Origin of the sequence: Kitasatospora albolonga (genome assembly GCF_039535905.1) — a bacterium.
GTDB classification, from domain to species: Bacteria; Actinomycetota; Actinomycetes; order Streptomycetales; family Streptomycetaceae; genus Kitasatospora; species Kitasatospora albolonga.
In genome coordinates this window covers 22,692-46,362 of the sequence record NZ_BAAAYB010000076.1, presented here as the reverse complement: position 1 = coordinate 46,362, position 23,671 = coordinate 22,692, and the positions used below count along the sequence as shown (strand labels likewise).

12 protein-coding genes, 3 rRNA genes and 2 pseudogenes are annotated in these 23,671 nt (G+C 70.0%); 15 read left to right on the top strand and 2 right to left on the bottom strand.

All coding sequences use genetic code 11. The annotated features are described in order from the left end of the window. Positions 1–190: 190 nt before the first annotated feature. Positions 191–3,953, top strand: a pseudogene (locus ABD946_RS42780) (glycosyltransferase). Between the two features lie 9 nt (positions 3,954–3,962). Next, positions 3,963–5,666 carry a DUF5719 family protein gene (locus ABD946_RS18380; protein ID WP_345284878.1) on the top strand — a complete coding sequence of 568 codons (1,704 nt, stop codon included), beginning with the start codon at positions 3,963–3,965 and terminating at the stop codon, positions 5,664–5,666. Positions 5,667–5,737: 71 nt separating this feature from the next. Here the strand turns inward: ABD946_RS18380 and ABD946_RS18375 are convergent, their stop codons facing one another. Continuing rightward, positions 5,738–6,187, bottom strand: a complete 450-nt coding sequence (locus ABD946_RS18375) for a metallopeptidase family protein (protein WP_345284876.1) — start codon at positions 6,185–6,187, stop codon at positions 5,738–5,740. 79 nt (positions 6,188–6,266) lie between these two features. On the opposite strand from ABD946_RS18375, the gene ABD946_RS18370 reads away from it, so the two are divergent. From ABD946_RS18370 to ABD946_RS18340, 7 genes are all read left to right on the top strand, one after another. Then, positions 6,267–6,683, top strand: coding sequence for a DUF3499 domain-containing protein (locus ABD946_RS18370; protein WP_345284874.1), 417 nt, complete (start codon positions 6,267–6,269; stop codon positions 6,681–6,683). Between the two features lie 102 nt (positions 6,684–6,785). Further along, complete coding sequence (locus tag ABD946_RS18365; RefSeq protein WP_345284872.1) at positions 6,786–8,168, top strand: phosphomannomutase/phosphoglucomutase; 1,383 nt, start codon at positions 6,786–6,788, stop codon at positions 8,166–8,168. A 96-nt stretch (positions 8,169–8,264) separates the two neighbouring features. Next, the gene (locus tag ABD946_RS18360; protein ID WP_345284870.1) at positions 8,265–8,450 is read left to right on the top strand and encodes a Trm112 family protein; all 186 of its coding nucleotides are present in this window, start codon (positions 8,265–8,267) and stop codon (positions 8,448–8,450) included. A 130-nt stretch (positions 8,451–8,580) separates the two neighbouring features. Next, on the top strand, positions 8,581–9,798 hold the full coding sequence (locus ABD946_RS18355) for an SIS domain-containing protein (RefSeq protein ID WP_345284868.1): 1,218 nt from the start codon (positions 8,581–8,583) through the stop codon (positions 9,796–9,798). Positions 9,799–9,938: 140 nt separating this feature from the next. Continuing rightward, positions 9,939–10,904, top strand: a complete 966-nt coding sequence (locus ABD946_RS18350) for a cation diffusion facilitator family transporter (protein ID WP_345284866.1) — start codon at positions 9,939–9,941, stop codon at positions 10,902–10,904. Between the two features lie 273 nt (positions 10,905–11,177). Continuing rightward, a complete protein-coding gene (gene ahcY / locus ABD946_RS18345; RefSeq protein WP_345284864.1) occupies positions 11,178–12,611 on the top strand; it encodes an adenosylhomocysteinase in 1,434 nt (477 codons plus the stop codon). Between the two features lie 124 nt (positions 12,612–12,735). Next, positions 12,736–13,368 (top strand): hypothetical protein, encoded by a 633-nt coding sequence (locus ABD946_RS18340; RefSeq protein WP_345284862.1) that lies wholly within the window; start codon positions 12,736–12,738, stop codon positions 13,366–13,368. On the opposite strand, the gene ABD946_RS18335 is transcribed toward ABD946_RS18340, so the two are convergent. Further along, a complete protein-coding gene (locus ABD946_RS18335; RefSeq protein WP_345284860.1) occupies positions 13,365–14,351 on the bottom strand; it encodes an RDD family protein in 987 nt (328 codons plus the stop codon). The genes ABD946_RS18340 and ABD946_RS18335 overlap by 4 nt on opposite strands. A 146-nt stretch (positions 14,352–14,497) precedes the next feature. Between ABD946_RS18335 and ABD946_RS18330 the strand changes: the two genes are divergently transcribed. The 6 genes and pseudogenes from ABD946_RS18330 to ABD946_RS18305 all read left to right on the top strand — a co-directional run bounded on the left by ABD946_RS18330 (position 14,498) and on the right by ABD946_RS18305 (position 23,600). Beyond that, on the top strand, positions 14,498–15,502 hold the full coding sequence (locus ABD946_RS18330) for a stage II sporulation protein M (RefSeq protein ID WP_345284858.1): 1,005 nt from the start codon (positions 14,498–14,500) through the stop codon (positions 15,500–15,502). Between the two features lie 528 nt (positions 15,503–16,030). Next, a 16S ribosomal RNA gene (locus tag ABD946_RS18325) occupies positions 16,031–17,552 on the top strand. Positions 17,553–17,825: 273 nt separating this feature from the next. Beyond that, positions 17,826–20,948 (top strand): 23S ribosomal RNA (locus ABD946_RS18320). An 87-nt stretch (positions 20,949–21,035) separates the two neighbouring features. After that, positions 21,036–21,152 (top strand): 5S ribosomal RNA (rrf, locus tag ABD946_RS18315). Together the 16S, 23S and 5S rRNA genes form the textbook arrangement of a ribosomal RNA operon. Positions 21,153–21,371: 219 nt before the next feature. Then, positions 21,372–22,193, top strand: a pseudogene (locus ABD946_RS18310) (hypothetical protein); the annotation flags it as partial. 486 nt (positions 22,194–22,679) lie between these two features. Next, positions 22,680–23,600 carry a tetratricopeptide repeat protein gene (locus tag ABD946_RS18305; protein WP_425558651.1) on the top strand — a complete coding sequence of 307 codons (921 nt, stop codon included), beginning with the start codon at positions 22,680–22,682 and terminating at the stop codon, positions 23,598–23,600. Positions 23,601–23,671: the final 71 nt, after the last annotated feature.

The following is a 23,671-nucleotide window of genomic DNA, read 5'->3' as shown; positions in this document are numbered from 1 at the left end:
TTCCCGCACAACTCCCGAATGTGCCGACGGCACCCGGCGTCCGGGCCTCGCCGCACGGTCATGCCATCCCTTTTCCCCCGCTTCCGCACGTGCTCGGCGGTACACCGGGGACGAGGCCGCCACCCGGAGCCGTTAGTGTGGTGCGCCAACTCCCTTGGCCGCACCGAGAAGCTTGGGGCTCACGCACTCGATGACCGTCTACAGCCACCAGAGCGGCTTCTCCGCTGCCCGGCCTCCCGCATACCCGCGCCACCTGGTCACCGCCGTGATCGTCTCCCACGACGGTGCCCGGTGGCTCCCGCAGGCCCTGGCCGGCCTGCTCGGGCAGGACCGTCCGGTCCAGCGCATCCTCGCCGTCGACACCGGCTCCACCGACACCTCCCCCCAGCTGCTCCGGGACACCCTCGGCGACTGGCTGCCGGAGAGCGGTCCGCTGGTCCTCGGCCGCCGCTCCGGCTTCGGCAACGCCGTGGGCCAGGCCGTCTTCAACTCCCCGCCGCTGCGCCCCGAGGACCTCCCGTACAGCCTCGACCCCTCCGGGTACGACCCGGTGACGGGCGGTTGGGACGACTTCGGCGACCCGCTGGGCGCCGAGGACGAGCTCGGCCGCGGCGGCCCGCGGGAGACCGAGCCGGTCGAGTGGCTCTGGCTGCTGCACGACGACTGCGAGCCGCAGACCGACGCCCTGCGCCGGTTGCTCCAGGTCGCCGACTCCACTCCGACCGCCGCCGTGGTCGGACCCAAGCTGCGCAGCTGGTACGACCGCCGCCAGCTGCTCGAAGTGGGCGTCACCATCGCCCGCTCCGGCCGCCGTTGGACCGGCCTGGACCGCCGCGAGCAGGACCAGGGCCAGCACGACCAGGTCCGTCCGGTGCTCGCCGTCTCCACCGCGGGCATGCTGGTCCGCCGGGACGTCTTCGAGGAGCTCGGCGGCTTCGACAAGGCCCTCCCGCTGATGCGGGACGACACCGACTTCTGCTGGCGGGTCAACGCCGCCGGCCACCGGGTCGTGGTCGCCCCCGACGCGGTGCTGCGGCACGCCGAGGCGGCCAGCCGTGAGCGCCGCCAGATCGACTGCGGCTCCGCCCACCCGCACCGGGTCGACAAGGCCGGCGCCGTCTACACCCTGCTGGCCAACTCCAAGGGCCTGCTGCTCCCGTACGTGCTGCTCCGGCTGGTGCTCGGCACCCTGCTCCGGATGCTGGTCAACGTGGTCGGCAAGGACCCCAAGCAGGCGTTCGACGAGCTGGCGGGCCTGGGCCACGAGCTGGTCCGGCTGCCCCGCCTGCTGGCCGCCCGCAAACGGCGGGCCAGGACCAGGTCCGGCGACCCGCTGGACGACCGCACGCTCTTCCCGGCCCCCGGCGCCACCACCCGCCTCGCGGTCGAGGGCATGATCGGCGCCCTCGGCATCGGCGGCGGCGAGGACCCGGGCGCCGGCCGGCACGGCTCGGCCGAGTCCGGCCCGGGCGACGAGGACGCCGACGACCTGGTGGTCGAGCAGTTCGCCCTGATCAAGAAGCTAGCCCGGCGCCCCGCCCCGCTGCTCTTCACCGCCCTGCTGGTGGTCTCCGTGATCGCCTGCCGCAACCTCTTCGGCGGTGGCGGCCTGCTGGGCGGCGCGCTGCTGCCCGCCGCTGACGGTGCGTCGGGCCTCTGGTCGATGTACGCGGACGCCTGGCACCCGGTCGGCGGCGGCTCCACCGCCACCGCCCCCGCCCTACCTGGGCGTGCTCGCGGTGCTCTCCTGGCTGCTGCTCGGCAACGCCGACCTGATGGTCGCCCTGCTGCTGGTGCTGGCCATCCCGCTCGCCGCGGTCAGCGCCTACCTGGTCTCCCGCCCGCTGATCGAGTCCAAGCTGGTCCGCGCCTGGGCCAGCGCCGGGTACGCCCTGCTGCCCGCCGCCACCGGCGCGCTGGCCCAGGGCCGGATCGGCACCGCGGTGCTCGCCGTGCTGCTGCCGCCGCTGGCCCGCGCCGCCGCGATCAGCGCCGGCCTCGGCATCCGTGCCGAGACCGCCGCCAAGGGCGCCCGCCCCGGCTGGCGGTCCACCTGGATGACGGTGCTGATGCTCACCGTCTGCACCGCCTTCGTCCCGCTCACCTGGGCCATCGCCCTCCCGCTCTGCCTGGCGGCACTGGCCCACGCGGTGCTGCGCGGCGGTGCCTACGGCTCCGGCGGCGAGGCCGTCCGGCTGCTCGGCCTGCGCGTCCTGGTGATCCTCGGCGCCCCCGTGCTGGTGCTCGCCCCCTGGTCGCTGGAGGTGCTCGCGCACCCGTCCCGGCTGCTGCTGGAGGCCGGGCTGCCCGGCCTGGAGGGCCCGGCGGCCAGCCCGCTCGGCCTGGCCCTGGTCAACCCCGGCGGCGTTGGGGTGCCGCCGGTCTGGCTCTCCGCCGGCGTGGTGCTGGCAGCCCTCGCCGCACTGCTGCGCGCCGACCGCCGCCGCGCCGTACTGGCGGCCTGGGGCGCCGCCCTGGCCGGAATGATCTTCACCGTGGTGGTGGCCGGTACCAGCGTCACCCCGGCCTCCGGCGGAGTCCCGGTCGCCGCCTGGGCCGGCCCGGCCACCCTGCTGGCCGGCGTGGCCCTGCTGGCCGCCGCCGCGATCGGCGCCGACGGCGCCAACGCCCGCGTCTCCGGCATCGCCTTCGGCTGGCGCCAGCCGGTCGCCGCCCTGGTGCTGGCCACCGCCGTGCTGGCCCCGTTCGGCACCGCCGTCTGGTGGGCCGTCACCGGCGCCGACGGCCCGCTGCGCCGGGGCGACGCCGCCCAGGTGCCCGCCTTCATCGCGGAGGAGGCCGGCACCACCGACCGGGCCCGCACCCTGGTGGTCACCGGGGACGGCGACACCGTGCGCTACGCCCTGGTCCGCGGCTCCGGCCTGACGCTCGGTCAGGCCGAGGGCACCGTGGCCCTCGACGACGACCCGAAGGGCGCGCTGGACGGCCTGGTCGGCAAGCTGCTCGGCGGCTCCGGCGGCGAGCAGGCCAAGGCCCTGGCCGCCCGCGGCATCGGCTACGTCGAGCTCAAGCAGCCGCTCACCGGCAAGGCCCGGGACGTGCTGGACACCACCCCCGGCCTGACCAAGCTCAGCGAGGAGGACGGCATCGGCCTCTGGCAGGTCACCGGTGCCACGGCCACCCGCGCCGCGGTGGTGGACGCCAAGGGCACGGCCAAGCCGTTCCCGGCCGGGGTCCGCGAGGTCCACGGCAAGCTCCCGGCCGGGGAGGCCGGCCGCACCCTGCGGCTGGCCGAGGAGGCCGCCCCCGAGTGGAAGGCCACCCTGGACGGCACCGAGCTGGAGCCGGTCACCCTGGACGGCTGGGCGCAGGGCTTCAAGCTCCCGGCCGGCGGCGGCACCCTGGACGTCACCCGCAGCGGCAGCCTGCTGCACACCGGCTGGATCTGGGCCCAGGTGCTGCTCGGCCTCACCGTCCTGGTGCTGGCGCTGCCCGGCCGACGCAACCACAACGACGACGACCTGCCCGAGGAGGTGGTGGCCGCCGCCGCGCTGGCCGCCGCCGCCCAGGCGCAGGCCCCGGCCCCCGGCAGCCGCCGGGCCCGCCGGATGGCCGAGCGCGGAGAGGGCGAGGAGCAGTCCGCGGCCGAGGAGACCGGCGTCTACGCCGCCATCCCGGCCCAGACCGCCGCCGAACCCGAACCCGCCGCCCCGGACGGGCAGTACCAGGACCCGTACCAGCAGGCCGACCCGTACGGCTGGGACCAGTACGCCGTCCAGCAGCCCGCCGCCGTGCCCTACGGCTACGAGCAGCAGCAGTCCTACGGCTACGACCCCTACCAGCAGGGCTACGAGCAGCAGCCGCAGCCCGAGTACCCGGGCTACGACCAGCCGGAGCAGCAGCCCTGGGTGCCGGGGCAGCCGCAGCAGGAGCCCTACTACGACCCCAACGACCCCTACGGCCAGCACTACCGGCCCGGATCGGGGAGCTGACCCGCCGTCATGAAGAAGCCCACTCTCAAGGCCCCCAAGCTCAAGGCCCCGGCCCTCAGGGCCCCCAAGCTCGGCAGGTCCGCCCCCGGGGCGGACGACCCGGGCGCCCCCGGCGACCCGCAGGCCTCCGGCCCGGGGGCGTCGGCCGGCAGCCGCACCGGCGTCTCGCTGCTGGCCGGCGCGGTGGCGATCGGCGTGGTCTTCGGCGTCGCCGAGCTGCGCCCGCCCGCCGATCCGGCGGCGGCCGCCCCGGCCGCCGCCGCCAGTGCCAAGGTCGAGCGCACCGCGCTGGTCTGCCCGCAGCCCCTGCACGGCCTGACCGGTTCGACCGCGCTCACGCTGTTCTCCCCGCAGGACACCGGGACGGGCGGCTACGGCGCGCTCTCCGACGTGGTCCCGCACGCCCCGGCGGCCGACGCCCCGTCATCCGCTCCCTCGGCGGCCCCGTCAGCCGCCCCGTCCGCCGCCGCCTCCGGTGCTCCCGCTCCGGCCGACGCGGCCCCGGCGGACGCCCGGGTGGTGCTGGCCAAGCCCGGCGTCCCGGTCAGCGGCCCGGCCGCCAACGCCGACACCGCCCCCGGCAGCACCGCGGTGGCCACCGGCGGGTACGCCCCCGGCTTCACGGTCTCCCAGACCACCACCGTCACCGACGAGCAGGGCCGCGGCCTGTCCGGCTTCAGCTGCACGCCGACCGGCACCGGCTTCTGGTTCTCCGGCGCCAGCACGGCGGGGGACCGGGTGGACTACGTCAGCCTGGTCAACCCCGACCCGGTGGTCCCGGCCGTGGTCGACCTCAAGCTCTTCGGGGACAAGGGCGCGATCGACAACCCGGCGGCCGAGGGCATCGCGCTCGGCCCCGGCACCTCGCAGGCGATCCGGCTGCCCTCCCTGACGAAGGACCAGAAGGACCTGGCCGTCCACGTGGTGGCCCGCAGCGGCCGGATCGGCGCGGCCGTGCACGCCGCCGACGGGAGCAAGGGCTCGGACTGGATCCCGCCCTCCGCCACCCCGGCCCCGACCCAGGTGCTGCCCGGCCTGGCGGCCGACACCTCGGCCGCCCGGCTGGTGGTCGCCGCCCCCGGCGAGGAGGACGCGGACCTGAAGATCCAGGTCTCCGGCCGCAACGGCTGGTTCACCCCGGCCGGCTTCGAGACCATCCACGTCAAGGCCGGCATGGTCAACGCGGTCGACCTCGGCCAGGTGACCCGGGGCGAGCCCGGCGCGCTGCGGCTCAGCCCGAGCGACCCGAGCCACCCCACCCCGGTGGTGGCCGCCCTGCGGCTGGACCGCGCCCAGAACGGCAAGTCGGACGCGGCCTGGATCACCGGCGCGGTGCCGGTCGGCCAGCGCGCCTCGATCGCCGACAACCGGGGTGGCAACGCCACCACGCTCTACCTGACCTCCACGGGCGAGCAGGAGGCCAAGGTGAAGGTCACCGCCTCGGCCGGCAGCGGCGGCGGCACCCCCGCCACCAAGGAGGTCTCGATCCCCGCCGGTGCCACGGTGGCCCTCCCGGCCCCCGAGCCGGCCGGGCTGAACGGGGTCTTCGGCCTGACCGTGGAGACGGTCTCCGGCGGCCCGGTGACGGCCGCGCGGATGCTCACGGCGACGGTGAAGGACGTCCCGGGCTTCACCGTCCAGGCCTTCCGCGACGACCACTCCACCGTCAGGATCCCGCAGTCCCAGCCCGATCCGGCGGTCCTGCTGCACTGACCCCGGCGCCTGACGCACCGACAGGAGCACGACGGAGCCCCCGGCCGGACCACCGGCCGGGGGCTCCGTCGTCACTCCTCGTCGTAGCGCGGATCGATCGCGTCGGGGGAGAGGCCGAGCAGGTCGGCCACCTGCTCGATCAGGATCTCGTGCACCAGCGCGGCCCGGTCGTCCCGGCTCTTGGCCCGGATCTCCACCGGCCGCCGGTAGATGACGATCCGGCTCTTGCGGCCCTGCCCGGCCGGCACCAGCCGTCCGAGCGGCACGCCGCCCTCCTCGTCGTCCTCCTCGCCGGGGGTCGGCACCTCCTGCACGGCGAACTCGACGTCCATCAGCTGGGGCCAGCGCCGTTCCAGGCGCTCCACCGACTCGCGGACGTAGTCGTCGAACAACTCGGAGCGGGTGAGCGAGATGGGCACCTGGGGCGGTGCCAGGGGTCCGCGCAGGCCACGGCCGTGCCGGTCGCGGTGGCGCCGGAAGCGGGGCTGGTCCGCCGGAGGTCGGGGTGCGGAGCTGTCCATATCAGTGTCGAGCGTAGTCCTTGGAGCCCCGGAAGTGGACCACCCCGGTGACGCCCATGTCGGCGACACGTGACACTCGGTGGGGGCGGGTCTTCGCGGCCTGGTCAGGAGTGCGGTACCGTCCACCCTCGTGAGCTCTGTACGTCGTTGTTCGCGGACCGCGTGCGGCCGTCCGGCCGTCGCGACGCTGACGTACGTCTACGCGGACTCCACCGCCGTGCTGGGCCCGCTCGCGACCTACGCCGAGCCGCACTGCTACGACCTGTGCGCCGAGCACGCCGAGCGCCTCACCGCCCCGCGCGGCTGGGAGGTCGTCAGGCTGGCCGCCGACACCAATCCGCTCCGCCGCAGCAGCGACGACCTGGAGGCGCTGGCCAACGCCGTTCGCGAGGCCGCCCGCCCCCAGACGCCCCGTCAGGCCCCCTCCAGGGAGCCGGAGTCCACCGAGGCCGGCCGCCGCGGCCACCTGAGGGTCCTGCGCTCGCCGGAGAGCTGACGGCCCGCGTCCGCCGAGCTGACGTACGTCGCCGTGTTCACCGACCGTCCATCACCTCCCGGTACGCTGCCCTGGTCTGAGTACCCAACAACTGGAGCGGTTGTGCGTGACCTGAAGCAGCTGGTGAAGGCGTACGACGTCCGGGGTGTGGTGCCGGACCAGTGGGACGAGGTGCTGTCGCGGGCGTTCGGTGCGGCGTTCGTGCGGGTGGTGGGTGCGTCGGCGATCGTGGTGGGTCACGACATGCGTCCGTCCTCGCCGTCGCTGTCGCGGGCGTTCGCCGAGGGTGCGGCGGCTTCGGGCGCGGACGTGGTGGAGATCGGGCTGTGCTCCACCGACCAGCTGTACTACGCGTCGGGGTCGATGGACCTGCCGGGCGCGATGTTCACCGCCTCGCACAACCCGGCGCAGTACAACGGGATCAAGCTGTGCCGCTCGGGTGCGGCGCCGGTGGGCCAGGACACGGGCCTGTCGCAGATCCGTGAGCTGGTGGAGTCGTGGACGGGCGCGGACGGCACGGTCACGGTGCCGGCGCTGGACGTGAAGCCGGGTTCGATCTCGGCGAAGGAGACGCTGCGCGGCTACGCGGACCACCTGCTGTCGCTGGTGGACCTGTCGGCGATCCGGCCGTTGAAGGTGGTCGTGGACGCGGGCAACGGGATGGGCGGCCACACCGTGCCCACCGTGTTCGCGGGTCTGCCGCTGGAGGTGGTGGACATGTACTTCGAGCTGGACGGCACCTTCCCCAACCACGAGGCGAACCCGCTGGACCCGGCGAACATCGTGGACCTGCAGGCGAAGGTGCGCGAGGTCGGCGCGGACATCGGTCTGGCCTTCGACGGGGACGCGGACCGCTGCTTCGTCGTCGACGAGGCGGGGGATCCGGTCTCGCCGTCGGCGATCACCGCGCTGGTCGCGGCCCGGGAGATCGCCCGCGCGAAGGCCGGCGGCGAGGACAACCCCACGATCATCCACAACCTGATCACCTCCCTCACCGTGCCGGAGGTGGTCCGCGAGCTGGGCGCCACCCCGGTGCGCACCCGGGTGGGGCACTCCTTCATCAAGCAGGAGATGGCGGTCACCGACGCGGTCTTCGGCGGCGAGCACTCCGCGCACTACTACTTCCGCGACTTCTGGCGCGCCGACACCGGCATGCTCGCCGCCCTGCACGTCCTGGCCGCCCTGGGCGGGCAGCAGCAGCCGCTGTCGCAGCTGACCGCGCAGTACGACCGCTACGCGGCCTCCGGCGAGATCAACTCCACCGTCGCCGACCAGGACGAGCGCACCCAGGCCGTCCTGGCCCACTACACCGGCGACGACATCACCGTCGACACCCTCGACGGCGTCACCGTCACCGGCCCCACCTGGTGGTTCAACCTCCGCGCCTCCAACACCGAACCCCTCCTGCGCCTGAACGTGGAGGCCAAGGACCAGGCCACCATGGAGCAGGTCCGCGACACCGTCCTGGGCATCGTCCGCGCCTGACACCACCAGCCCCAGCCCCGGCCGGTAAGGTTGCCACCGGCCGGGGCACCGCTGTACCGGCGCCGTACCCCACCGCACCCAGGAGCCTGACACCCCATGAGCAACCTGCCGTCCTTCCTGCTGGAGATCCTGGTCTGCCCGGAGTGCCACTCGGCGCTCGACGAGCAGACCCAGGGCGAGGCGCACGAGCTGCGCTGCACCGGTGAGACCTGCGGCCTGGTCTACCCGGTCCGCGACGGCATCCCGGTGCTCCTGGTCGACGAGGCCCGCCGCCCCTCCTGACGCCGCGTCAGGCCCGCCCGGCCCCACCCGGGCGCCCCGCGCCGCACCCCCGCGCCCGCACGCCGGGCGCACCCCGCACCTCCCCGACCGACCCCACCGTCCGTCCAGCGCGAGGCCGGAGGCCAGCCGCATGATCGACGACGTCCTGCTCGACGACCCGGCCGCCCTCCAGCGCGCCGACCGGGACCACGCGCTGCTCGCGCTGGCGGGTGCCGGGGCCAGGATCCGCACCGCCCTCCGGCTGGCCGACGAGGCCGGAGTCGCGGCGCTGCGCCCCGACGGCCGCCCGCGCTCCCTGCTGGTGGCCGGCTACGGCAGCGCGCTCGCCGTCGGCCCCGCGCTGGCCGCGCTCGCGGTCGAGTCCACCCAGGTGCTCCCGCTCCCGCCGACCGACGCCGAGCCCGCCCCGCGCGACCGGACGGTGGCCGCCCCGCCGTTCACCGCCGGCCTGCGCTGGCAGCTCCCGGGCTGGGTCGGTCCGCTCGACCTGCTGGTGATCGCCTCCGCCGACGGCCACGAGGAGGGTCTGGTCGGCCTGGCCCAGCAGGCGTACGCACGCGGCTGCACGGTGGTGGTGATCGCCCCGCCGGAGAGCCCGCTGACCGAGGCCGCCCACCAGGTCCGCGGCCTGCCGCTGCAGTACGTGCCGACCGCGGTCGAGGACGACCACCAGGCCGAGGAGCCCGACCTGCCCGCGCTCGACCCGGGCGCGCTCTGGGCCATGCTGCTCCCGCTGCTGGCCCTCACCGAGAAGCTCGGCGTCACCCAGCTCCCGGCCGGCTCCCTGCGGGGCGTCGCCGACCGGCTGGACGAGGTGGCGGTCCGCTGCCGCCCCGACGCCGCCGCCTACGTCAATCCGGCCAAGGACCTGGCCGCCCACCTCTCCGGCACCGTCCCGCTGCTGTGGACCGACGGCCCGGTGGCCGCCGCGGTGGCCGGCCGGTTCGCCGCCATGCTGGCCGACCGGGCCGGGCGCCCCGCGCTGCCCGGGGCGCTGCCGCAGGTGCTCACCGCCCACCGGGGCATGTTCGTCGGCCAGTTCGGCTCCGGCGCCGACCCGGACGACTTCTTCCGCGACCGGGTCGAGGAGCCCGATCCGCTGCTGCTCCAGGTGCTGCTGCTCCGTCAGACCCCGGGCCGCGCCGCCGATCCGGCCGAGGAGGAGGAGAACGGCTTCGCCGAGCCCAGCCACCCGGTCCGCCGCGCCCACCGCCTGGCCGAGGCGCACGGCGTCCGCTTCACCGAGCTCCGCTCGGTGGAGGCCGATCCGCTGCACGCCCTGGCCGAACTGACCGCCCTCACCGACTTCGCCGCCGTCTACCTCGGCCTGGCCGCCGGCCAGGACTGAACGGAGCACGACGCGCCGCCGCCCACCTGCTGACCGCACCTCAGGTCCTTTGCCCGATCGGGATACTGTGTGCGGTCGACAGAGCTGAGCGTCGGCCGGTGCACGGGTACCGGCCCAGTCCGGAGGGACCCCATCCCAGCATGAGCACCGAAGGCGGTACCAAGGCCCTCGTAGCGGCGCTGTCCGCGAACCTGGCGATCGCGGTGAGCAAGTTCACCGCCTTCGCCTTCACCGGCTCCTCCTCGATGCTGGCCGAGGGCGTGCACTCCGTCGCCGACTCCGGCAACCAGGTGCTGCTGCTGGTCGGCAGCAAGCGGGCGGCCCGCGAGGCGGACGAGGCCCACCCCTTCGGCTACGGGCGCGAGCGGTACATCTACGCCTTCGTGGTCTCCATCGTGCTGTTCTCGGTCGGTGGCCTGTTCGCCGTCTACGAGGGCGTGGAGAAGATCCGCCACCCGCACGAGCTGGACGGCTGGTACTGGGCGGTCGGCGTGCTGGTCTTCGCGATCATCGCGGAGAGCTGGTCCTTCTACACCGCGATCAGCGAGGGCAAGAAGTCCAAGGGCGCCCTCGGCTGGGTCGAGTACGTCCGCCGGGCCAAGGCCCCGGAGCTGCCGGTGGTCCTGCTGGAGGACTTCGGCGCGCTGATCGGCCTGATCCTCGCGCTGTTCGGCGTCGGCCTCACCGTCATCACCGGGGACGGCGTCTGGGACGGCGTCGGCACCCTCTCCATCGGCCTGCTGCTGGTCGGCATCGCGGTGGTGCTCGCCCTGGAGACCCGCTCGCTGCTGATCGGCGAGTCCGCCGACAAGACCGAGGTCGCCAAGATCCGCGCCGCCCTGGTGGACCACGATTCGGTCACCCGCATCATCCACATGCGCACCCTGCACCTCGGCCCCGAGGAGCTGCTGGTCGCCGCCAAGATCGGCGTCAACGCCGAGGACAGCGCCACCCAGGTCGCCCAGGCCATCGACCTGGCCGAGGCCCGGGTCCGCAAGGCCGTCCCGATCGCCCGGGTGATCTACCTGGAGCCGGACATCTACTCCGCCGAGAAGGAGGCCGCCGGCCCCGACCGCGAGGCCACCCCGGGCGGCCCGTCCCACTGACGCGCCGTCAGGGAACCGGTCGGGGAACGGCCGAATCCGCTCGAACGAATCCCGTGCGATCACGCCGCCGGTGTAGATTCGTCAGCAGAGCCAAATCGTCGCTGCTGATGGCGGTCGATCGGCACCCCCGGCACGCCGGGCGGTGCGGTCGAGGGAGAGAGGTCCTCCGACGGATTGTGCCGCAGCAGCGGAGCCCCGCATCCCGTCGGGCGTCCCGCCGCTCAGCACACCCGTAAACCGACCCGACCCCGCATGCAGCGAGGAGCAGCAGACATGTCCGACTTCAAGGTCGCCGACCTCTCCCTGGCCCCCTTCGGCCGCAAGGAGATCCAGCTCGCCGAGCACGAGATGCCCGGCCTGATGTCGATCCGCAAGGAGTTCGCCGCCTCGCAGCCGCTGGCCGGCGCGCGCATCACCGGCTCGCTGCACATGACCGTGCAGACCGCCGTGCTGATCGAGACCCTCACCGCCCTCGGCGCCGAGGTCCGCTGGTGCTCCTGCAACATCTTCTCCACCCAGGACCACGCGGCCGCCGCCATCGCGGTCGGCCCGGAGGGCACCCCGGAGAACCCGCAGGGCGTCCCGGTCTTCGCCTGGAAGGGCGAGACGCTGGAGGAGTACTGGTGGTGCACCGAGCAGGCGCTCACCTGGCCCGACGGCCAGACCCCGAACATGATCCTGGACGACGGCGGTGACGCCACCCTCCTGATCCACAAGGGCGTCGAGTTCGAGAAGGCCGGCGAGGCCCCGGACCCGTCCACCGCGGACAACGAGGAGTACCGCCTGATCCTCGAGGTGCTCAACCGCACCCTCAAGGACAGCCCCTCCAAGTGGACCGAGATGGCCGCCACCATCAAGGGCGTCACCGAGGAGACCACCACCGGCGTGCACCGCCTGTACGAGATGCACCGCGACGGCAACCTGCTGTTCCCGGCCATCAACGTCAACGACGCCGTCACCAAGTCGAAGTTCGACAACAAGTACGGCTGCCGCCACTCCCTGATCGACGGCATCAACCGCGCCACCGACGTCCTGATCGGCGGCAAGGTCGCGGTCGTGGCCGGCTACGGCGACGTCGGCAAGGGCTGCGCCGAGTCCCTCCGCGGCCAGGGCGCCCGCGTCATCGTCACCGAGATCGACCCGATCTGCGCCCTGCAGGCCGCCATGGACGGCTACCAGGTCACCACCCTGGAGGAGGTCGTCTCGATCGCCGACATCTTCATCACCACCACGGGCAACAAGGACATCATCCTTGCCAAGCACATGGAGCAGATGAAGCACCAGGCGATCGTCGGCAACATCGGCCACTTCGACAACGAGATCGACATCGCCGGTCTGTCGAAGCTCCCGGGCATCGTCAAGACCGAGGTCAAGCCGCAGGTCCACGAGTGGCGCTTCGCGGACGGCCACACCATCATCATGCTGTCCGAGGGCCGCCTGCTGAACCTCGGCAACGCGACCGGCCACCCGTCCTTCGTGATGTCGAACTCCTTCGCGAACCAGACCATCGCGCAGATCGAGCTCTTCACCAAGACCTCGCAGTACCCGATCGGCGTCTACGTCCTCCCCAAGCACCTGGACGAGAAGGTCGCCCGCCTCCACCTCGACGCCCTCGGCGTCAAGCTCACCACCCTCACCCCCGAGCAGGCCGACTACATCGGCGTCCCGGTCGAGGGCCCGTACAAGCCGGAGCAGTACCGCTACTGATCCCGCGTCAGCGCTGAACGGCCGTGCGGCCGGTGCCCCGTGGCACCGGCCGCACGGCCGTTCCCGCCCACCGGGGCCGAAGCGGCCGGGCCACCGGGAGGCCGCAGGCACGTAGGCTGCTGCCATGCCGAACGGCCGCTACTCCCTCACCGACCCGCACGACGGCACCCCGCTCGGCGAGGAGCGCTTCAGCTGCGCCCCCGGCCCCGCCGGCTGGCGCTACGTCTCCAAGACCTACGCCCCCGACGGCGCCGTGCTCCGCACCGCGGACCTCACCCTCGACTCCCGCAACCGCCCGCTGCGCCTCGAACTCCGCTCCGGCGGCTGGCAGGTCCGCGGCGGCGCACTCGACGGCGTCAGCTGGGTCCGCACCGCCGCCGACGGCTCCGGCACCGACGCGGCCGAGGGCCACGACCGCGCCCACGCCTTCGCCGGATCCTCCCCGGCCTTCCTGATCGCCGCCGCCCGCCTGCTCCGCCTGGAACCCGGCGCCTCGGCCCGCCTGCGCCTGGTCTCCTTCACCGACCCGGTGCTGGCCCCCCGCACCTTCGACCAGGGCTGGCTCCTCGAAGCCGTCGACACCCACCCCACCGACACCGGCCCGCTGCTGGTCGAGCGCTACCAGGTAGCCGACCTGGAGACCGGCGAACAGCAGATCGTCCACCTGGCCGGCGACGTCGTCCTGGACGCCCCCGGCCTCGCCCTCGAAGAACTCGAGTCCCCGCCCAACCAGTGGCCCACCGAGTACAGCCCCTAGGCCGGCGGAGCGAACCCGCCCTCGGCCGCCGGTGCCTGCGCGGGGGGTGCGACGGGTGCCGGTGCCTGCACGGGCGGTGCGACGGGTGCCGGTGCCGCCGGTGCCGCGGGGGGAGGGGCGACGGGAGCCTCGTACCGCCGTGCCCGCTCCAACGGCTGCTGCTGCCCGCCGCCCTGCGCCGGTACCTGCTGCGCCACCGGGTACCCGCCCTGCGCCTGCCCGGCCACCGACCGCTCCCAGTCCCGACGCTGACGCTCCACCAGCACCGCCCCCAGGTACTGCGCCGGATGCACCCCCTGCGGTGCCGCCTGCCCGGTGTACGCCACCAGGTCCCCGGCCAGCCGCTGCGCCATCCCGAAGCCCACCGCCGGGTCCAACTGCCCGATCCGGCTCAGGTACTGGCGGATCGCCAGCCAGAGCGGATCCGGCACCGCCGACAGGTCGAGCGAGACCAGCCCGCCACCGATCCCGGCCAGCAGCTCCGGCGGAACCGGCGGCAGCGCGTCCCGGCCCCCGCCCGCACCCGGCACCCGCTCCCGGACCACCAGCGTCCCCGCGAACACGTCCCCGAGCCGCCGCCCCTCCGGCGAGACCATCGAGCTGATCAGCGCGGGCACCCCCATCAGCATCGGCAGCTCGACGAACCCGACCAGCCCCCGCACCAGCGAGTGCCGGAACCGCACCGGCCCGCCGTCCGTCCGCACCACCCGCAGCCCGAACGCCAGCTTCCCCAGCGACCGTCCCCCGGAGAGCGTCTCCACCAGCACCGGCAGGATCACCAGGCAGAACACCATGAGACCGAGCCCGATCGCGGCCCCGGCCGCGTCGTCGACCTCGATGACCGACAGGGTCATCCCGAGCATCAGCACGATCATCAGCAGCACCTGGGCGAGCAGGTCCAGCCCGATCGCCAGCATCCGGCTCGGCAGCTTGGCGGACCGCAGCCCGAGCACCACCGCCTCACCCGTGACCAGTTCGCTCACTGCCGTCCCCCGCCCGTCCTGATCCGCACCGCCGACAGTCCGCCAACATACGGGCCCCCGGAACCCACAGGAAGGGCGGCCCACCCCTCTGGCATGCTGAGCCCCGACCCGCCCGAGCACCCGCCGCCCAGCAGGAGAGCCGCCCCATGGACCTGGACGTCTTCGTCGCCGCCCACCAGGCGGAGTGGCACCGACTGGAGGCCCTGAGCAAGCGCCGCCGCCTCACCGGGGAGGAAGCCGACGAGCTCGTCACCCTCTACCAGCGCGCCACCAGCCACCTGGCCCAGGTGCAGTCCACGGCCCCCGACCCGACCCTGGTCGGCCGCCTCACCACCCTGGTGGCCCGCGCCCGCAGTGCCGTCACCGGCCGCCGCTCCTCCTCCTGGCGCGACGCCGGCCGCTACTTCGCCGTCAGCTTCCCGGCCGCCCTCTACCGCTCCCGCCGCTGGTGGATACCGATCGCGGTCCTCTCGATCCTGCTCTCCGCCCTGATCGCCTGGTGGGTCTCCACCCACCCCGAGGTCCGCGACTCGATCATCGCCCCCGAGGGCCTGCACGAGATGACCAAGGAGGGCGGCGAGTACGAGACCTACTACTCCGACCACCCCGCCACCTCCTTCGCCGCCCAGGTGTGGACCAACAACGCCTGGATCGCCGCCCAGTGCCTGATCTTCGGCGTCCTGCTCGGCCTCCCGGTCCTCTATGTCCTGCTCGGCAACGTGATGAACCTCGGCATCGCCCTCGGCCTGATGTCCTCCGCCGGCCGCCTCGACTTCTTCCTCGGCCTCCTCCTCCCGCACGGCCTCCTGGAACTGACCGCCGTCTTCGTCGCAGCCGGCCTCGGCCTGCGCCTCGGCTGGACGGTCATCGACCCCGGCCCCCGCCCCCGCCTCGTCGCCCTCGCGGAGGAGGGCCGCGCCGTCATCGGCATGGCGATCGGCCTCACCGTCGTCCTCTTCGTCAGCGGCCTCCTCGAAGCCTTCGTCACCCCGTCCCCCCTCCCCACCTGGGCCCGCATCACCATCGGCGCCGTGGCCGAGGTCCTCTTCCTCCTCTACGCCCTCGTCCTCGGCCGCCGCGCCGCAGCCACCGGCGAGGCCGGCGACCTCGAAGCCGCCGACCGCGAGGACCGTCACCCGGTCGCCGCCTGACCGGCGCGGCGCCCGCCGGTGGTCGGGAGAACCCCTCCCGACCTGGTAGTCTCATGATCAGCGCACAAAAACCATTGACTCGGTTGGAGTACGCGAGTAGGTTTGAACGGTTGAGAGCGACTGGACAACGGTCGCGGTCAGACGTTAATGTCTACGACAACGCCAAGCCCAAGCGGTGAGCGCCGAAAGGTGCCCGTGCGGATCGGCGAATCCCTCCCAGCGGGAATTCAGAACGAATGAAGCCGGTAAAACGGCCGAAATTCTTCTGGTAGGCTGGGAAACACGAAAGAACGAAGCGCCCGGAGGGCCTGCTGGAAAGCAGCCCGAAGGAAGCCACCGTTCCTTGAGAACTCAACAGCGTGCCAAAAGTCAACGCCAGATATGTTGACATCCCCGGCCTCACCGTTCGGTGGGGTTGGAGATTCCTTTATGAAGTAAACACTAGCGAGGACGCAGTGCGCGGGACCGCCCTATTCCGGTGGTTGCCGTGCCGCTCAACGCGGGTGCTTGCCGGATTACCGGTAGACATTCACGGAGAGTTTGATCCTGGCTCAGGACGAACGCTGGCGGCGTGCTTAACACATGCAAGTCGAACGGTGAAGCCCTTCGGGGTGGATCAGTGGCGAACGGGTGAGTAACACGTGGGAAATCTGCCCTGCACTCTGGGACAAGCCCGGGAAACTGGGTCTAATACCGGATATGACCTTCTTCCGCATGGTTGAAGGTGGAAAGCTCCGGCGGTGCAGGATGATCCCGCGGCCTATCAGCTTGTTGGTGGGGTAATGGCCTACCAAGGCGACGACGGGTAGCCGGCCTGAGAGGGCGACCGGCCACACTGGGACTGAGACACGGCCCAGACTCCTACGGGAGGCAGCAGTGGGGAATATTGCACAATGGGCGAAAGCCTGATGCAGCGACGCCGCGTGAGGGATGACGGCCTTCGGGTTGTAAACCTCTTTCAGCAGGGAAGAAGCGCAAGTGACGGTACCTGCAGAAGAAGCACCGGCTAACTACGTGCCAGCAGCCGCGGTAATACGTAGGGTGCGAGCGTTGTCCGGAATTATTGGGCGTAAAGAGCTCGTAGGCGGCTTGTCACGTCGGGTGTGAAAGCCCGGGGCTTAACCCCGGGTCTGCATTCGATACGGGCAGGCTTGAGTGTGGTAGGGGAGATCGGAATTCCTGGTGTAGCGGTGAAATGCGCAGATATCAGGAGGAACACCGGTGGCGAAGGCGGATCTCTGGGCCATTACTGACGCTGAGGAGCGAAAGCGTGGGGAGCGAACAGGATTAGATACCCTGGTAGTCCACGCCGTAAACGTTGGGAACTAGGTGTTGGCGACATTCCACGTCGTCGGTGCCGCAGCTAACGCATTAAGTTCCCCGCCTGGGGAGTACGGCCGCAAGGCTAAAACTCAAAGGAATTGACGGGGGCCCGCACAAGCAGCGGAGCATGTGGCTTAATTCGACGCAACGCGAAGAACCTTACCAAGGCTTGACATATGCCGGAAACGTCCAGAGATGGGCGCCCCCTTGTGGTCGGTATACAGGTGGTGCATGGTTGTCGTCAGCTCGTGTCGTGAGATGTTGGGTTAAGTCCCGCAACGAGCGCAACCCTTGTTCTGTGTTGCCAGCATGCCTTTCGGGGTGATGGGGACTCACAGGAGACTGCCGGGGTCAACTCGGAGGAAGGTGGGGACGACGTCAAATCATCATGCCCCTTATGTCTTGGGCTGCACACGTGCTACAATGGTCGGTACAAAGGGCTGCGATGCCGCGAGGCGGAGCGAATCCCAAAAAGCCGGCCTCAGTTCGGATTGGGGTCTGCAACTCGACCCCATGAAGTTGGAGTTGCTAGTAATCGCAGATCAGCATGCTGCGGTGAATACGTTCCCGGGCCTTGTACACACCGCCCGTCACGTCACGAAAGTCGGTAACACCCGAAGCCGGTGGCCTAACCCTTGGGAGGGAGCCGTCGAAGGTGGGACCAGCGATTGGGACGAAGTCGTAACAAGGTAGCCGTACCGGAAGGTGCGGCTGGATCACCTCCTTTCTAAGGAGCACATAGCCGGATGTGAGCGAATGTCTCACACGGTTGCTCATGGGTGGAACGTTGACTATTCGGCACACAGGTAGGCCCTGTTAGTACTGCTTCGGCGTGGAACACGGACAGCTGTCTGGTGTGTCGGGCACGTTGTTGGGTCCTGAGGGAACGGCGTGAGTGTTGCCTCAGAGATGCCGGCCTCATGCGAGGCGCTCGGAGAGAGCGTTGAGTTTGGGTGTCTGGTCGTTGTTTGAGAACTGCACAGTGGACGCGAGCATCTGTGGCCAAGTTTTTAAGGGCGCACGGTGGATGCCTTGGCACTAGGAACCGATGAAGGACGTGGGAGGCCACGATAGTCCCCGGGGAGCCGTCAACCAGGCTTTGATCCGGGGGTTTCCGAATGGGGAAACCCGGCAGTCGTCATGGGCTGTCACCCGCACCTGAACACATAGGGTGTGTGGAGGGAACGAGGGGAAGTGAAACATCTCAGTACCCTCAGGAAGAGAAAACAACCGTGATTCCGGGAGTAGTGGCGAGCGAAACCGGATGAGGCTAAACCGCGTTGGTGTGAGACCCGGCAGGGGTTGCCATCGTGGGGTCGTGGGAAAGTTCTTCAGTCGTCTGCCGGCGGCTGGGCGAGTCAGAAACCGTATGGATAGTCGAAGGACATGCGAAAGGTCCGGCGTAGAGGGTAAGACCCCCGTAGACGAAATCTGTGCGGCTCGCTTGAGCTTCTCCCAAGTAGCACGGGGCCCGAGAAATCCCGTGTGAATCTGGCGGGACCACCCGCTAAGCCTAAATATTCCCTAGTGACCGATAGCGGATAGTACCGTGAGGGAATGGTGAAAAGTACCGCGGGAGCGGAGTGAAATAGTACCTGAAACCGTGTGCCTACAAGCCGTGGGAGCGTCGGATGTGCAGCTTGCTGTGCATCTCGTGACTGCGTGCCTTTTGAAGAATGAGCCTGCGAGTTTGCGGTGTGTAGCGAGGTTAACCCGTGTGGGGTAGCCGTAGCGAAAGCGAGTCCGAATAGGGCGGTTGAGTTGCATGCCCAAGACCCGAAGCGGAGTGATCTAGCCATGGGCAGGTTGAAGCGGAGGTAAGACTTCGTGGAGGACCGAACCCACCAGGGTTGAAAACCTGGGGGATGACCTGTGGTTAGGGGTGAAAGGCCAATCAAACTCCGTGATAGCTGGTTCTCCCCGAAATGCATTTAGGTGCAGCGTCACGTGTTTCTTGCCGGAGGTAGAGCACTGGATAGGCGATGGGCCTCACCGGGTTACTGACCTTAGCCAAACTCCGAATGCCGGTAAGTGAGAGCGTGGCAGTGAGACTGTGGGGGATAAGCTCCATGGTCGAGAGGGAAACAGCCCAGAACACCGACTAAGGCCCCTAAGCGTGTGCTAAGTGGGAAAGGATGTGGAGTCGCAGAGACAACCAGGAGGTTGGCTTAGAAGCAGCCACCCTTGAAAGAGTGCGTAATAGCTCACTGGTCAAGTGATTCCGCGCCGACAATGTAGCGGGGCTCAAGTACACCGCCGAAGTCGTGTCATTGCAGCAATAGGGCCAACGCCTGCTGTGATGGGTAGGGGAGCGTCGTGTGCCGGGTGAAGCAGCGGAGGAATCCAGTTGTGGACGGTTCACGAGTGAGAATGCAGGCATGAGTAGCGATACAAGAGTGGGAAACTCTTGCGCCGATTGACCAAGGGTTCCTGGGTCAAGCTGATCTGCCCAGGGTAAGTCGGGACCTAAGGCGAGGCCGACAGGCGTAGTCGATGGACAACGGGTTGATATTCCCGTACCCGCTTTGAAGCGCCAACGGCGAACCTTCTGATGCTAAGACCGTGAAGCCGCCCCGGAGCCTTCGGGCAAAGGGGAGTGGTGGAGCCGTCGAACCAAGGTGGTAGTAGCTGAGCGATGGGGTGACGCAGGAAGGTAGTCCAGCCCGGGCGGTGGTTGTCCCGGGGTAAGGGTGTAGGACGTGAGGTAGGCAAATCCGCCTCACACATAGTCTGAGACCTGATGCCGAGCCGATTGTGGTGAAGTGGATGATCCTATGCTGTCGAGAAAAGCCTCTAGCGAGTTTCATGGCGGCCCGTACCCCAAACCGACTCAGGTGGTCAGGTAGAGAATACCGAGGCGTTCGGGTGAACTATGGTTAAGGAACTCGGCAAAATGCCCCCGTAACTTCGGGAGAAGGGGGGCCGGAACTGGTGATGGGATTTACTCCTTGAGCTGGGGCCGGCCGCAGAGACCAGCGAGAAGCGACTGTTTACTAAAAACACAGGTCCGTGCGAAGCCGTAAGGCGATGTATACGGACTGACGCCTGCCCGGTGCTGGAACGTTAAGGGGACCGGTTAGTCACGATTTCGTCGTGGCGAAGCTGAGAACTTAAGCGCCAGTAAACGGCGGTGGTAACTATAACCATCCTAAGGTAGCGAAATTCCTTGTCGGGTAAGTTCCGACCTGCACGAATGGCGTAACGACTTCTCGACTGTCTCAACCATAGGCCCGGTGAAATTGCATTACGAGTAAAGATGCTCGTTTCGCGCAGCAGGACGGAAAGACCCCGGGACCTTTACTATAGCTTGATATTGGTGTTCGGTTCGGCTTGTGTAGGATAGGTGGGAGACTTTGAAACCCAAACGCCAGTTTGGGTGGAGTCGTCGTTGAAATACCACTCTGGTCGTGCTGGATGTCTAACCTGGGTCCGTGATCCGGATCAGGGACAGTGTCTGGTGGGTAGTTTAACTGGGGCGGTTGCCTCCTAAAGAGTAACGGAGGCGCCCAAAGGTTCCCTCAGCCTGGTTGGCAATCAGGTGTTGAGTGTAAGTGCACAAGGGAGCTTGACTGTGAGACCGACGGGTCGAGCAGGGACGAAAGTCGGGACTAGTGATCCGGCGGTGGCTTGTGGAAGCGCCGTCGCTCAACGGATAAAAGGTACCCCGGGGATAACAGGCTGATCTTCCCCAAGAGTCCATATCGACGGGATGGTTTGGCACCTCGATGTCGGCTCGTCGCATCCTGGGGCTGGAGTAGGTCCCAAGGGTTGGGCTGTTCGCCCATTAAAGCGGTACGCGAGCTGGGTTTAGAACGTCGTGAGACAGTTCGGTCCCTATCCGCTGTGCGCGTAGGAGTGTTGAGAAGGGCTGTCCCTAGTACGAGAGGACCGGGACGGACGAACCTCTGGTGTGCCAGTTGTCCTGCCAAGGGCATGGCTGGTTGGCTACGTTCGGGAGGGATAACCGCTGAAAGCATCTAAGCGGGAAGCCTGCTTCGAGATGAGCACTCCCACCTCCTTGAGAGGGTAAGGCTCCCAGTAGACGACTGGGTTGATAGGCCGGATGTGGAAGCCCTGTAAGGGGTGGAGCTGACCGGTACTAATAGGCCGAGGGCTTGTCCTCAGTTGCTCGCGTCCACTGTGTTGTTCTGAAACAACGACCCCACCCCGTTTGGTCACGGGGGTGGTGCGGTTGACAGTTTCATAGTGTTTCGGTGGTCATAGCGTGAGGGAAACGCCCGGTTACATTCCGAACCCGGAAGCTAAGCCTCACAGCGCCGATGGTACTGCAGGGGGGACCCTGTGGGAGAGTAGGACGCCGCCGAACAATTCTTCAAAGGCCGTGGCCCCAGCGAATAGCTGGAGCCACGGCCTTTTTGTTTTTCCCGATGGCATCGAGCCGGCTCCCGCCCGACAGCGGGGACGGTCCCGGTGCCGGACAATGGAGCTGGTGTGTGGCCACGCGGGTCGCCGCCAGACCGCACCGGACGGGAAGTCCCGTCCAGGCCGCGCGGTTGAGCTGAAGCAGCAGACAGGAGTCACCACGATGTCGAATCCTCCCCAGGACCGCCCGGACCGTCGCGACGACGGCCGTGGCTACGAGCCCCGGTCGCGTGGCGGCTGGTCCAACGACCGGGGTCCGCGCCGGGATGACCGTGGCGACCGTCCTTCCTACGGCAACCGTGATGACCGCGGCGGCCGCCCGTCCTACGGCAACCGCGACGACCGCGGCCCGCGTCGCGACGACCGTGGTGGCGACCGCCCTTCGTACGGCAACCGTGACGACCGTGGTGGCCGTCCGTCCTTCGGTGACCGTGGTGACCGTCCCTCGTACGGCAACCGTGACGACCGTGGCCCGCGTCGTGACGACCGTGGCGACCGCCCGTCCTACGGTGACCGTCCGTCCGGTGGTGGCTTCCGCCGTGATGACCGTGGCGACCGTCCGTCGTACGGCAACCGTGATGACCGCGGCGGCCGCCCCTCCTACGGCAACCGCGACGACCGCGGCCCGCGTCGCGACGACCGTGGTGGCGACCGCCCGTCGTACGGCAACCGTGACGACCGCGGTGGCCGTCCGTCCTACGGTGACCGTCCGTCCGGTGGCGGATTCCGCCGGGACGACCGTGGCGACCGCCCTTCGTACGGCAACCGTGATGACCGCGGCGGCCGTCCGTCCTACGGCGACCGTGGCGACCGCCCCTCCTACGGTGACCGTGGCCCGCGTCGTGACGACCGGCCGGCCTTCGGCGACCGCCCGCGTCGCGACGACCGTGGTGGCGACCGTCCGTCGTACGGCAACCGCGATGACCGCGGTGGCCGTCCCTCGTACGGTGACCGTCCGTCCGGTGGTGGCTTCCGCCGGGATGACCGTGGCGACCGTCCGTCGTACGGCAACCGTGACGACCGCGGTGGCCGTCCGTCCTACGGTGACCGTCCGTCCGGTGGCGGATTCCGCCGGGACGACCGTGGCGACCGTCCGTCCTACGGCAACCGCGACGACCGCGGAGGCCGCCCGTCCTACGGCGACCGTGGCGACCGCCCCTCGTACGGCAACCGTGACGACCGCGGCGGCCGTCCCTCCTTCGGCGACCGTGGCGACCGCCCCTCCTACGGTGACCGTGGCCCGCGCCGGGACGACCGTGGTGGCGACCGTCCGTCGTACGGGAACCGCGACGACCGTCCCCGTCGGGACGACCGCGGCGGCGACCGTGGTGGCTTCCGCCGGGACGACCGCGGTGGCCGTCCGTCCTACGGTGACCGTGGTGGCCGGCCGTCGTTCGGGGACCGTGGGCCGCGGCGTGAGGAGCGGTCGGACTACGACGACCGCCGGGGCAACTACGAGCCCGTCAAGCGGCTGCCGATCCCGGAGGACGTGACCGGTTTCGAGCTGGACGCGGACGTCCGCCAGGACCTGAAGAGCCTGCCGAAGACCCTCGCCGACGACGTGGCGCGCAACCTGGTCATGGTGGCCCGGACGCTCGACACCGACCCGGAGGAGGGCTACCAGTACTCCCGCGTGGCGCTCCGCCTCGCCTCCCGCGTGGCTTCGGTCCGCGAGGCGGCGGGCTTCGCCTCGTACATGACGCAGCGTTACTCGGAGGCGCTGACCGAGTTCCGCGCCGCGAAGCGGATGACCGGCCGGGTGGACCTGTGGCCGGTGATGGCGGACTGCGAGCGCGGTCTGGGCCGTCCGGAGCGGGCGCTGGCGATGGCCGGTGAGCCCGAGGTGAAGCAGCTGGACAAGGCCGGTCAGGTCGAGATGCGTCTGGTCGCGGCGGGTGCCCGCAGCGACATGGGCCAGTTCGACGCGGCCGTGGTGACCCTGCAGAGCCCGGAGCTGGCCTCCAACGCGGTGCACCCGTGGACCGCCCGTCTGCGGTACGCCTACGCCGAGGCTCTGATCGCGGCCGGCCGTGCCGACGAGGGGCGCGAGTGGTTCGCCAAGGCGGCCGAGGCGGACACCGACGGGGCGACCAACGCCTCGGAGCGGCTCGCCGAGATCGACGGCCTGGAGTTCACGGACACCATGGACCCGGAGGTCGAGGACGAGGCCGAGGGTGACGCGGCCGACGCGGCTGACGAGGGCGTCGAGGACGCTCCGGTCGAGGAGAAGCCGCGCCGCCGGGTCTCCGTGGACGACACCGGCGAGGACCGGGTCATCTACGAGGACGAGGAGGACGTCGAGGAGTACTACGACGAGGACGACCTCGAGATCGACGAGGCGGACGAGGACGAGCTCCGCGACGGCAAGGGCAACGGCGGCGACCGTCGCTGAGGCTGAGTGAACGTCAGAAGGCCCCGGCCACCGAGAGGTGGTCGGGGCCTTCTGCGTTTCGGGGCCCGGGG

What these genes read in the sequence shown, in the direction of transcription:
- ABD946_RS18355 (WP_345284868.1), top strand. Translation starts at nt 8,581, where the DNA reads ATGATCGACGACGTCCTGCTCGACGACCCGGCCGCCCTCCAGCGCGCC.
- ABD946_RS18330 (WP_345284858.1), top strand. Translation starts at nt 14,498, where the DNA reads ATGGACCTGGACGTCTTCGTCGCCGCCCACCAGGCGGAGTGGCACCGA.
- ABD946_RS18350 (WP_345284866.1), top strand. Translation starts at nt 9,939, where the DNA reads ATGAGCACCGAAGGCGGTACCAAGGCCCTCGTAGCGGCGCTGTCCGCG.
- ahcY (WP_345284864.1), top strand. Translation starts at nt 11,178, where the DNA reads ATGTCCGACTTCAAGGTCGCCGACCTCTCCCTGGCCCCCTTCGGCCGC.
- ABD946_RS18360 (WP_345284870.1), top strand. Translation starts at nt 8,265, where the DNA reads ATGAGCAACCTGCCGTCCTTCCTGCTGGAGATCCTGGTCTGCCCGGAG.
- ABD946_RS18375 (WP_345284876.1), bottom strand. Translation starts at nt 6,187, where the DNA reads ATGGACAGCTCCGCACCCCGACCTCCGGCGGACCAGCCCCGCTTCCGG.
- ABD946_RS18340 (WP_345284862.1), top strand. Translation starts at nt 12,736, where the DNA reads ATGCCGAACGGCCGCTACTCCCTCACCGACCCGCACGACGGCACCCCG.
- ABD946_RS18380 (WP_345284878.1), top strand. Translation starts at nt 3,963, where the DNA reads ATGAAGAAGCCCACTCTCAAGGCCCCCAAGCTCAAGGCCCCGGCCCTC.